We start from the raw sequence: 11347 nt of genomic DNA, 5'->3' as shown, positions 1-11347 counted from the left end.
CTATGATAGGCGGCCACCGCCCCCCCCGGAGTCAGCCCCCGCAATGCCCCAGATCACCCACTTCAAAACCCCGTGCCCCGAGCACATCAATAGCCAGATCCTGCAGATGGTGGTCGACTACCTGACCGACATCAGCCTGGTCGCTATCCCGCCGAGCAACCTGCTGTACAACGTGTACCAGTACGCGATCGGCTACGAGGTTCACCTCTATCTGGAGGCGTTGAACGGGGCGAAAGGGCTTGCCGTGGAGCTGCTCGTCGCGACCGACGATGACGACCCGGAGAAGGTCGTCGGCTTTTTGCTGTACCTGCCAGTCAAGGACGATCCCGACGCCTGCGCCGTGGCCTATATGGCCGTGCAGGCCGGTCATCGACGTCAGGGTATTGCCCGGCGCATGTTGCGGGAGATGGTCGGTCGCTATCCGCATGCCGAGCTGACCTGTGCCGTGGCCAAGGTGCCGTATTTTGAGTCGATGGGCTTTCAGGTGCTGGGCGTGCGCGGTACTCAAGTGCTGATGAACACCCGCGATCACGGCACCGATGGCTTGAGGGCCCTGCTGGACGTGGCGTCGATCTACAGCTCGCTGGAGGTGCGGCAGATTCATACGTACCTGCTGCAAAAAAACGGCAAGCGGGCGATGCTCGATGCGGAAAAACAGCGTGACCGGCATCTGGACCAGATGACGCGCAAGGCCAATGAATTTGTCCGCCAACGATTGGGCCAACTTGATTAACTGTGGGAGCGGGCTTGCCCGCGATGAGGCCATCACATCCAATAATGATGTCGCCTGACACACCCACATCGCGGGCAAGTCGAATCGTCGCACCGCCGCTCCCACAGGGGATTTATGTTGGCTTTTCGAATGTGCAAAGCCCGGCCAAATGCCGGGCTTTTTCTTGTCTGGGATTCACGCAGATAAAAAAAGAGCCTCAAAGCTCTTTGATGGGGAGGAAGTAGAGCCTTCGAGGCTCAAGATGCGCATGAAGCAAGTGGTGAGCTTGGTAGGGGTTCAGTGCACTCACCACTTACGCAACGGCTTGAGCAAACAAGCGGCTGCGTAGTTCTATCGTAGAAAAGTGAGGTTTTGTGCTCAAGTACCGCTAGTCGAATCCCCCCGCCAGCCGGCGTTACGCAGGGCTTTGAGCAGCGTTTCGGCATCCAGTCCCGGCACCGCATGGCCATTACCCTCGGCAGTGTCGGAAGCCAGCAAGGCATTGATGATCGCTTCCTCCACGGCTTCGGTCGCGGCGAGGAACAATTCGCTGATGTGGTCGTTGTTGACCATGCTCAGGTTGTCGGTTGTCGGCGCCTTCTTGCTTTCATAAGCGGCGGGTGGCACATCATTGCCGGTGGCGAAGGCGATAAAGATGTCACCGCTGTGGTCTTCATTACCGCCGCCGGTGCGCGCGAGTCCGAGGCTGGCACGCTGCGCGAGACGCGTGCACTGATGCGGCAACAACGGTGCATCGGTGGCCAGGCAAACCACGATCGAGCCCATGCCGGGATGCGGCAGCGAAGCCTTGAGGAACGGCGAGTCAGCCTGTTCCATGTAGCGCCCGACCGGGTAACCGTCGACGCGCAATTCGTTGCGGATGCCGTGGTTGGCCTGAACGATCGCGCCGACGGTCCAGCCGCCCTGAGCGCTGTTCAGCCGGCGCGAAGCGGTGCCGATGCCGCCCTTGAATTCATGGCAAATCATCCCGCTGCCGCCACCGACGCATCCTTCCGTCACCGGGCCGTCCACCGCTGTGCGCAGGGCTTCGGCCACATGCTCGATTTTCACATGGAAGCCATTGATGTCGTTGAGCAGGCCGTCGAAGGTTTCCAGCACCACGGGCATGTTCCAGTAGAGCCGCCCGTCGTCCGGCTGCTGCTCACGGTCCAGCACGATCAGCGCGTCACGCACCACGCCCAGGCTGTGGGTGTTGGTGAAGGCGATCGGGCTGGTCAACAGGCCGGCCTCACGGACCCACTCAAGACCGGTCGCGTCGCCGTTGCCGTTGAGCACGTGGACGCCGGCAAAGCACGGTTGTTGGCTGGTTGAACCGGCGCGCGGCTCGATCACGGTGACGCCGGTGAGGATGTCGCGTCCGTTGGCGGTGCGTCCTCGCACATTGCTGTGGCCGACTCGTACGCCAGGTACATCGGTGATGGCGTTGAGCGGGCCGGGTTGCAGTTGGCCGAACTGAATGTTCAGGTCGCGGGCACGTGGTTTCATAGGTTTTCTCATCTTCAATTCCTGGCAGAAAAAAGTGGTCTCGCCCCCTGTAGGAGCTGGCTTGCCAGCGAAGACGCCAGCACATCCAGCATTGCTGTCGACTGACACACCGCTTTCGCCGGCAAGCCAGCTCCTACAAGGGATTACAGCCCCGGACGCAACCTGTAGGAGCTGGCTTGCCAGCGAAGACGCCAGCACATCCAGCATTGATGTCAACTGACACATCGCCTTCGCTGGCAAGCCAGCTCCTACAAGGGATTACAGCCACGGACGCAACCTGTAGGAGCTGGCTTGCCAGCGAAGACTCCAGCACATCCAGCATTGATGTCGACTGACATACCGCCTTCGCTGGCAAGCCAGCTCCTACAAGGGATTACAGCCCCGGACGCAACCTGTAGGAGCTGGCTTGCCAGCGAAGACGCCAGCACATCCAGCATGGATGTCGACTGACACACCGCTTTCGCTGGCAAGCCAGCTCCTACAAGGGATTACAGCCCCGGACGCAACCTGTAGGAGCTGGCTTGCCAGCGAAGACGCCAGCACATCCAGCATTGCTGTCGACTGACACATCGCCTTCGCTGGCAAGCCAGCTCCTACAGGGGGTTTTGCGGTGGGTTTACTGGCCGTTTTTCACATTGCTCCAGATCCGCGTGCGGACGCGCTCGATTGCATGGGGCTGCGGTTGCAAGATGAACAGCTTGGCGATCACCTCGGCGGTGGGGTAGATATTCGCGTAGTCATGCACCTCGGCCGAGAGCAGTGCAGTCGCGTCCATGTTGGCGTTGGCGGTGAGCGCCAGATTGGTGGCAGGTGCTATCACTTCGGGACGCAGCAGATAGTTGATGAACACCAGCCCCTGCTCGGGGTTGAGGCTGTCTTTTACGACGACCAGGTTGTCGGACCAAAGAGGCGCGCCTTCGACAGGGATGCTGTACTCGATGTTCACCCCCTTCGCGGCTTCGTTGGCGGCTTGCTTTGCACCAAACACTGTTCCTGACCACGTCAGCGCCACGCAGATATCGCCATTGGCCAGGTCGCTGCCGATCTTCGACGAATTGAAGTAGGTGATGTACGGACGCAACTTGAGCATCAGCGCTTCGGCTTTTTTATAGTCTTCGGGGTTGCTGCTGTTGGGTGGCAGACCGAGGTAGTGCAGGGCTATGGGCATGATCTCGGCGGGCGCGTCCAGAATTGCCACGCCACATTGGCTGAGTTTGGCCAGGTTCTCTTCTTTGAACAGCAAATCCCAGGAGTTCACCGGTGCCTGATCACCGAGGACTTCGCGGACCTTGTCAACGTTGTAGCCAATCCCGTCGGTGCCCCACAGGTAGGGTATGGCGTACTGATTGTCGGGGTCGTTCGCGCGAAGTTTTTCCAACAGCACCGGGTCGATGTGCTTCAGATTGGGCAGTTGGCTGCGATCGAGTTTCTGCAAGGCGCCCGCCTTGATCAGAGCCGGCAGAATGAAGTTACTGGCGACCACTACGTCGTAACCGCTATGGCCTGTCATCAGCTTGGCTTCCAACACCTCGCCGCTGTCGAAGGTGTCGTACACGGGCGTGATGTTGGTGTCGCGCTGGAAGTCCTTGAGGGTGGTCGGGCCGATGTAGTCATACCAGTTGTAGACGTGCACGGTCGGGCCCTCGGCGGCAACCGCCGACAGCGAGACCGCCAGGCAGGCGCCCATCCCCAGATTGAAATACGAGCGGTGACGACTCATGATGCGGCACTCCTGGCCTGCTGCAGGCCGGTGATGAACAGGTGCTTGCAGCGTATCGGCAGGGGCTGGATTCACCCATTCCCATCATGGGTTACTCGAAAGGGGTAGTGCGTGGACGCGTTGTTGAAAGAGTTACCGGTGCACCAAGGGCTGGCGCGGGTATTTGCCGCGGTGGGCCAGGACGGATTCTGGCGCGCGCTGGTGGACACCTTGCGGTTGCTGGTGCCGCTGGACAACGCGTTGGTCGCGGTAATGCGGTCGGGGCGAGTGCCACGCCTGCTGATCGATTTCGACTCCAAGGGCAGCGGCGACGAGCATGAAGAACTGGCCGACTACAGCGCCGGCATGTACCTGCTCGATCCATTTTATCAGGCGGCGTGCGCCGGCATTGCCGACGGCCTGCACAGCCTCGAATCGGTCGCCCCCGACCAGTTCCAGCACAGCGAGTATTACCTGAGCTACTTCCGCACCGTGGTCGGCGGTGACGAGTTGCAGTTCATGGTCAATGTCGATGGCGCTGTACTGGGTTTATCCCTCGGTCGCTCAACGCGCTTCACCCTTGAAGAGCAGGGTCGTCTGCTGTGCGTGCGCGACTGGGTGCTGGCGGCGATGCGCCGACACCTGCAATTGCTGCCGCCGGACGGGCCGGTCGCCGAGGCAGTGGCCGGTGACCTGGCAACCCTTTTGGATCGCTTCGACGCACGCCTGTCGGTCCGGGAAATCGAAACAGCGCGGCTGATTCTGCAGGGCTTCTCCAGCAAAGCCATCGCCCAGCAAATGGGCATCTCCCCGGAGACAGTGAAGGTGCATCGACGCAACCTCTATCACAAGCTCAACGTGAATGGCCACGGCGAGTTATTTGCCCTGGTGTTGCAGCCACGCTGATCCCCCAATCCCCTGTAGGAGCTGGCTTGCCAGCGAAGAGGCCGGTGCATCCAACATCGATTCAACCTGCCACACCGCCTTCGCGAGCCTGCTCGCGAAGGCAGCGCCTCGGTCCATCTGAAACACAGTCGCCTGGTGCTCAATCCGCCAGCGAGAACACCAACGCCTTCAACCCGGCCTCGACATCCGCATCCGGAAACTCCGGCGGATTCTCCAGCCGTTGCTCAAACCGCAGGCTCGGCGCTTCGCGGGTGACGCCGTCGATGAGGAAGTCCGAACCGAACGCCGGGTCGTTCATGCAGGCCAGCACCGCGCCCTGAGGGCTGAGCAGTTCCGGCAGGCGGCGCAACACGCGCTGGTAGTCCTTGGTCAGCAGAAAACTGCCTTTCTGAAACGACGGCGGATCAATGATCACCAGGTCATAAGGGCCTTTGCCGATCACCTTGCCCCAGGATTTGAACAGGTCGTGGCCGAGAAACGTGACCTTGCCCAAATCGTGCCCGTTGAGGCGGTGGTTGTCGCGGCCACGGCTCAGGGCCGGGCTGGACATGTCCAGATTGACCACATGCGTCGCGCCACCCTCGATGGCCGCCACCGAGAATCCGCAGGTGTAGGCAAACAGATTCAACACCCGCTTGCCTTCGGCATTGGCCCGCACCCAATCGCGGCCGTAGCGCATGTCGAGGAACAGGCCGGTGTTCTGTTTGCGGCCCAGGTCCACCCGATACTTCAGGCCGCCCTCGGTGATCGTCAGTTCGTCGATCTCTTCGCCCAACAACCACTCGGTGGTGCTTTGCAACAGGTAGCGGTGTTGCAGGGCCAAGGTGTGCGCGGCGGATTTCTCCCACTCAGACGATTGAGTGAGGTCCATCAGCTGCTGCTTCAACGCTTGCAGTTGCGCAGGTTCAGGCTCTTTGAACAGCGACACCAGCACCACACCCTGCAGCCAGTCGACCGTCAATTGCTCCAGTCCCGGCCAGCAGCGGCCGCGACCGTGGAACAGCCGGCGGGTTTCTGCGGGGGCCGTTGCCAGGGCCGTCAGCAAATGGGCGTTGAGGGTGGAGAGGGCGTCTGAGTTCATCGGGCAGCGTCGGCAATGTGAAGGGGCGGCATTTTAACCACAATCGGGCCAAAAACGGATTACACAAAACCTGTAGGAGCGAGCTTGCTCGCGATGGAGTGTCAGTCACCACGCCGTATCTGACACACCTTCGCGAGCAAGCTCGCTCCTACAGGATTTTTTTGCGCTTAGTTATCACGATTAATTTAACTCTGCGTGAGGATTTGGCGATCTACCGGCCCCCATACTCGGCTCCAACGAACAACAACCGGGAGCCAGCCATGTCGACGTCAGCTGCTTCACCCAAGCCCAGTCATCCGCGCTGGCTACGGTTGACCCATTGGCTGAACGCCCTGGCGGTGCTGGTCATGGTCACCAGCGGTTGGCGCATCTACAACGCCTCGCCCCTGTACGACTTCAGTTTTCCCAAATCGATCACGCTGGGCGGCTGGCTCGGCGGTGCGCTGCAATGGCATTTCGCGGCGATGTGGTTTCTGGCCGCCAACGGGCTCGTCTATTTGATCATCAACCTCTTCAGTGGTCGTCTGAAACGGCGCTTTTTCCCGGTTTCGCCATCAGGTGTTCTGCATGACTTGGGCGCAGCGTTGAGAGGGCGGTTGGGGCATGCCGATCTGAGTCATTACAACCAGGTGCAACGGCTGGCGTACCTGTTCGTGATGCTCGATATCACGCTGTTGGTGGTCTCCGGGCTGGTGCTGTGGAAGTCCGTGCAGTTCCCGCTGTTGCGTGAACTGCTGGGCGGCTACGAAGGGGCGCGGCAGGTGCACTTCATCGCGATGTCGCTGTTGGTGGCCTTCGTCGCGGTGCATCTGGTGATGGTCGCGCTGGTGCCCAAAACCTTATTGGCGATGATCGTCGGTCGCAAGGAGCCGGTATGAAAAAGCGCATCGAAGGCTCTGGGCTGGACGAATCATCCATCCTGACCGACGCCAGGAAAATCATCGCCCCACAGATCGAGGACCGTTCACGCCGCGCCTTCCTGATGCGTGGCCTGACCCTCGGCGGCGTGGCGATGTTGTCCGGCTGCAACCTCACCGACAACGAAAGCGTCGAGACCGCGCTGTCCTCCATGTCCCGGTTCAACGATCGGGTGCAGGGCTGGTTGTTCAACCCCAATGCGCTGGCGCCGACCTATCCCGCGTCGATGATCACCCGGCCGTTTCCTTTCAATGCCTTTTACGGCATCGACGAGGCGCCGACGGTGGAGGAAGCGGGTTATCGACTGGAAGTCACCGGCCTGGTGGCGGACAAGCGCAACTGGCGGCTCGAAGAGCTGCGCGCCATGGCCCAGACCGAGCAGATCACCCGGCACATTTGCGTCGAAGGCTGGAGCGCAATCGGACGCTGGGGCGGTGTGCGGTTCAGCGATTTCCTGAAACGGGTCGGTGCCGACACCGATGCCAAATATGTCGGCTTCAAATGCGCCGACGACTATTACACCAGCATCGACATGGCCACCGCACTGCATGCGCAAACCCTGCTGACGCTGACCTACGACGGCGCGGTGTTGCCTCGCGAGTACGGCTTCCCGATGAAACTGCGCATGCCCACCAAGCTGGGCTACAAGAACCCCAAACACATTCAGGCGATTTTCGTCAGCAACACCTACAGCGGCGGCTACTGGGAAGACCAGGGCTACAACTGGTTCGGTGGCAGCTGACGACGCTTGGCAACTTCATCGCGCAGCCACCGCTGCGCTCATTCGTAACCTGTGCTTCAAGGAGTTTCATCATGAAAAAGCTGACCACCGTTGTGCTGTCCATGTGCCTCGCCGTAGGTGCCGCCAGCGTGTTCGCCGCCGACACCATGAGCAACGACAGCATGAGCAAGGACTCGATGTCCAAAGACGCCATGCACAAAGACACGATGAAAAAGGACGCGATGTCCAAGGACATCATGAAGAAAGACAGCATGAAGAAAGACAGCATGTCGAAAGACGCGATGAAAAAAGACAGCATGAAAAAAGACGCCCCATCACAGTAAATCCAAACACCCGCAATCCCTGTGGGAGCGGGCTTGCCCGCGAAGGCGTCATAACAGCCGACATCAATATCGACTGTCAGGCCTCTTTCGCGGGCAAGCCCGCTCCCACAGGTTTTCCACCCGGTTTTAGGGGGTATGACTTCAAGTCATGCCCTCATGACTTTTAATGGTTACAGCCCCGCAAACCCCCAGTGTTAAAAAATCGCAAACACAGCTCATCAACTACAAAAAAGAGCGTTTGCACCCATGACTCATCCTCATCGCCACGTCTTGCGCTCTTCGAACCCCGACATTTGCCACGCGACCCCAACGGTCCGCGTGCACCTCTGATCAACCAAAATCCCTGAAGAGAATGCCCCATGAAAGAACTCGACTTGTACATCGGTGAAGGTTTCGAAGGCCCTGGCGTGAACGCCGCGCACATCAACATTCTGATCGGCCCGCGCAACGGCCCGGCTGGCCAGGCTTTCGCCAACAGCCTGGCATCGCCAAGCCAGGGCCATTGCCCGTTCATGGTGATTGCCCAGCCGAACATTCCGGTCAAGCCAATGACCCTCTACGTGAACAAGGCCGCCATCAGCAGCGACCTGCACGGCAACGCCACCTGGGGCGCCTCGCAAGCCGGTATTGCCAAGGCTGTACTCGAAGCGCTGCTCGACGGCACCTTGCCGCCGGAAGCCGAAGACGAGTGGGCCATCGTCACCGCCAACTGGGTCAACCCGGCCTGCGATGACCTCGATGCCGTTTACCTGAACAACTACAACGCCTGCCGCACGGCGATTCGGGCAGCGCTGACCGGCAAACCGGAAACCGCGCAACTGGCGGATGTGGTCGACCACATCAGCAACCCTTTCTACACGCCAAAAGCCTGAGGTCTGCGCCATGCAATACATCCGTTTGGGCAACTCCGGCCTGCAAGTCTCCCGCCTGTGCCTGGGCACCATGAATATGGGCACCCCGGACTGGAAGCCGTGGATCTTCGATGAGAAGAAGAGCGAACCGATCGTCAAGCACGCGCTGGACAACGGCGTGAACTTCATCGACCTCGCCGACTTCTATTCCGCCGGTGTCGGCGAAGAAGTGGTGGGGCGCATCGTCAAGCGCCTGGCCCGTCGCGAAGACCTGGTGATCACCACCAAAGTCGGCTACGGCACCCGCACCGGGATCAATGCCAGCGGTCATTCGCGCAAGCACATCATGGACAGCATCGACGCTTCGCTGAAGCGTCTGGACATGGATTACGTCGATGTGTTCATGCTGCATTACTTCGATGTGAACACCCCGGTTGAAGAAACCATGAGCGCCATGAACGACATCGTGCGCTCCGGCAAGGCTCGTTACATTGGTGTGTCGACCATGCTCACCGGGCAACTGGCGAAGATCCTCATGGCCTGCGAGCGCAATGGCTGGGTCAAGCCGATCAACATGCAGCTGCAACTGAACTGCGCCTACCGCGAAGAAGAGCGCGAGATGATTCCGTTCTGCCGCGACCAGGGGATTGGCGTTTCGGTGTTCAGCCCGTTGGCCCGTGGCTTGTTGACCGGTGACGCGCAGTCGACGCGCAACCAGACCGACTTCTTCACCCAGCAGATGTACAGCGACGAAGCCTCGTTCCAGATCGCCCATTCGGTACAACGCGTGGCCCGCGCCCGTGGCGTGTCCAACGCGCAAATCGCCCAGGCCTGGGTGGCCAACCATCCCGGCGTGGATTGCATGCTGGTCGGCGCCGACACCACCGCGCAATTCGACAGTGCGCTGGCGGCGCTGGAGACCCACCTCGATGCCGAAGAACTGCACGAGCTGGAACGCAATTACACCCCGTGCGACGTGATCAACGATTACACCGCCGGCAAACGTATTTTGCGTTCGGCCCGTCCGGGTCTGGAACGTTTCAATCTGACCGAGGCTGTGGCATGAGCGCGCTGATCCGTAACGGCAACTTCATCGATGGCCAATGGTCCAGCGGTGGTTCGACGTACCCGGTGCTGAACCCGGCCAACGGCGAGTTGATTGCCGACGTGCAAAAGGCCGGCGCCGAGGAAACCAACCGTGCCATCGACGCCGCCAACCGGGCGTTGCCCGCCTGGCGCAAGCTGACCGCCAAGGAGCGCAGCCAGAAGCTCAAGCGCTGGAGCGAGCTGATGTTGAGCCACCAGAAGGATCTGGCGACCTTGCTCAGCCGCGAACAAGGCAAGCCACTGGCTGAAGCCATGGGCGAAGTGGTCTACGCCGCGAGCTTTCTGGAATGGTTCGCCGAAGAAGCCAAACGCGCCTACGGCGACGTGATTCCGAGCCACAAGGCCGATGCGCGGATCATCGTGGTCAAGGAAGCCATCGGTGTAGTCGCGGCGATCACCCCGTGGAATTTCCCGCTGGCGATGGTCACGCGCAAGGTCGGCCCGGCATTGGCGGCCGGTTGCACGATGATTCTCAAGCCTTCGGAAGAGACGCCGCTGTCAGCCTTCGCCCTGGCGGTGTTGGCCGAGCAGGCGGGCATTCCGGCCGGTGTGTTCAACGTCGTCTCCGGCGACGCCGTGGCCATCGGTGGGGCACTGCAAGCCTCCGGCATCGTGCGCAAATTGTCGTTCACCGGCTCCACCCGCACCGGCAAGTTGCTGATGCGCCAGGCCGCCGAGACCTTGAAAAAAGTCTCGCTGGAACTGGGTGGCAATGCACCGTTCATTGTCTTCGACGACGCCGATCTGGATGCCGCCGTCAAAGGCGCGATGGCTTCGAAATTCCGCAATACCGGGCAGACCTGTGTGTGCGTAAACCGTTTCTTCATTCAGGACGGCGTCTACGAAGCCTTCACCGGCAAACTCGCCGAAGCCGTTGCGGCGATGCGGGTTGGTAGCGCGCTGGAGGGGGAAACCGAGCAAGGCCCGCTGATCAACGCGGCGGCGCTGGCCAAGGTCGAGCTGCACGTAGGCGATGCGCTGGAGAAGGGCGCCAAGCTGTTGTGCGGCGGTCGTCGTCATGCGCTGGGCGGCACGTTTTATGAGCCGACCATCCTCGTCGAAGCCAACAGAGACATGCTGATCGCCCAGGACGAAACCTTCGGCCCGGTGGCCGCTTGCTTCCGCTTCAAGGACGAAGCCGAAGTGCTGCAGCGCGCCAACGACACGCCCTACGGCTTGTCGGCTTACTTCTACAGCCGCGACATTGGCCGCGTGTGGCGCATGGCCGAAGGCCTGGAAGCCGGCATGGTCGGGATCAACGAAGGGATCATTTCCACGGAAGTGGCGCCGTTCGGTGGCATCAAGGAATCGGGCCTGGGTCGCGAGGGTTCGAAGTACGGTCTGGATGACTACCTGGAAATCAAATACCTGCTGATGGGCGGCCTGTAGGCGTGTCCTGAAAACCTGTGGGAGCGGGCTTGCCCGCGATGACGGCCATACATTCAACAGTGATGTTGACTGACACTCTGCTATCGCGGGCAAGCCCGCTCCCACAGGTTGAC

At 60.6% G+C, this 11347-nt stretch carries 11 protein-coding genes; 8 read left to right on the top strand and 3 right to left on the bottom strand.

What is annotated here, in order from left to right; all coding sequences use genetic code 11:
- Positions 1-43 precede the first annotated feature (43 nt).
- Positions 44-733, top strand: coding sequence for a GNAT family N-acetyltransferase (locus tag AEQ67_RS16270; RefSeq protein WP_059404857.1), 690 nt, complete (start codon positions 44-46; stop codon positions 731-733).
- Between the two features lie 357 nt (positions 734-1090).
- On the opposite strand, the gene AEQ67_RS16260 is transcribed toward AEQ67_RS16270, so the two are convergent.
- Both AEQ67_RS16260 and AEQ67_RS16255 read right to left on the bottom strand, forming a co-directional pair.
- Complete coding sequence (locus AEQ67_RS16260) at positions 1091-2218, bottom strand: DmpA family aminopeptidase (RefSeq protein WP_059404855.1); 1128 nt, start codon at positions 2216-2218, stop codon at positions 1091-1093.
- Positions 2219-2834: 616 nt separating this feature from the next.
- Positions 2835-3938: a polyamine ABC transporter substrate-binding protein gene (locus AEQ67_RS16255; RefSeq protein ID WP_059404854.1), complete on the bottom strand. Its 1104-nt coding sequence runs from the start codon at positions 3936-3938 to the stop codon at positions 2835-2837.
- 111 nt (positions 3939-4049) lie between these two features.
- Between AEQ67_RS16255 and AEQ67_RS16250 the strand changes: the two genes are divergently transcribed.
- Positions 4050-4823 (top strand): helix-turn-helix transcriptional regulator, encoded by a 774-nt coding sequence (locus AEQ67_RS16250; RefSeq protein WP_059404853.1) that lies wholly within the window; start codon positions 4050-4052, stop codon positions 4821-4823.
- Between the two features lie 139 nt (positions 4824-4962).
- Here the strand turns inward: AEQ67_RS16250 and AEQ67_RS16245 are convergent, their stop codons facing one another.
- On the bottom strand, positions 4963-5904 hold the full coding sequence (locus AEQ67_RS16245; RefSeq protein WP_059404852.1) for a class I SAM-dependent methyltransferase: 942 nt from the start codon (positions 5902-5904) through the stop codon (positions 4963-4965).
- Positions 5905-6164: 260 nt separating this feature from the next.
- Here AEQ67_RS16245 and AEQ67_RS16240 point away from each other — a divergent pair, with 260 nt between their 5' ends.
- From AEQ67_RS16240 to AEQ67_RS16215, 6 genes are all read left to right on the top strand, one after another.
- Positions 6165-6782, top strand: coding sequence for a cytochrome b/b6 domain-containing protein (locus AEQ67_RS16240; RefSeq protein ID WP_059404851.1), 618 nt, complete (start codon positions 6165-6167; stop codon positions 6780-6782).
- Complete coding sequence (locus tag AEQ67_RS16235; RefSeq protein WP_059404850.1) at positions 6779-7564, top strand: molybdopterin-dependent oxidoreductase; 786 nt, start codon at positions 6779-6781, stop codon at positions 7562-7564. The genes AEQ67_RS16240 and AEQ67_RS16235 overlap by 4 nt, the downstream gene beginning before the upstream one ends.
- A gap of 71 nt (positions 7565-7635) precedes the next feature.
- Complete coding sequence (locus AEQ67_RS16230) at positions 7636-7887, top strand: pentapeptide MXKDX repeat protein (RefSeq protein ID WP_059404849.1); 252 nt, start codon at positions 7636-7638, stop codon at positions 7885-7887.
- 359 nt (positions 7888-8246) lie between these two features.
- Positions 8247-8759 carry a formaldehyde-activating enzyme gene (fae, locus tag AEQ67_RS16225; protein ID WP_054615233.1) on the top strand — a complete coding sequence of 171 codons (513 nt, stop codon included), beginning with the start codon at positions 8247-8249 and terminating at the stop codon, positions 8757-8759.
- Between the two features lie 10 nt (positions 8760-8769).
- Positions 8770-9804, top strand: a complete 1035-nt coding sequence (locus AEQ67_RS16220; protein WP_059404848.1) for an aldo/keto reductase — start codon at positions 8770-8772, stop codon at positions 9802-9804.
- The gene (locus AEQ67_RS16215) at positions 9801-11234 is read left to right on the top strand and encodes an NAD-dependent succinate-semialdehyde dehydrogenase (RefSeq protein WP_059404847.1); all 1434 of its coding nucleotides are present in this window, start codon (positions 9801-9803) and stop codon (positions 11232-11234) included. The genes AEQ67_RS16220 and AEQ67_RS16215 overlap by 4 nt, the downstream gene beginning before the upstream one ends.
- Positions 11235-11347: the final 113 nt, after the last annotated feature.

Source organism: Pseudomonas sp. RIT-PI-q (genome assembly GCF_001297125.1).
Taxonomy (GTDB): Bacteria; Pseudomonadota; Gammaproteobacteria; order Pseudomonadales; family Pseudomonadaceae; genus Aquipseudomonas.
This window is presented reverse-complemented; position numbering and strand designations above follow the sequence as displayed.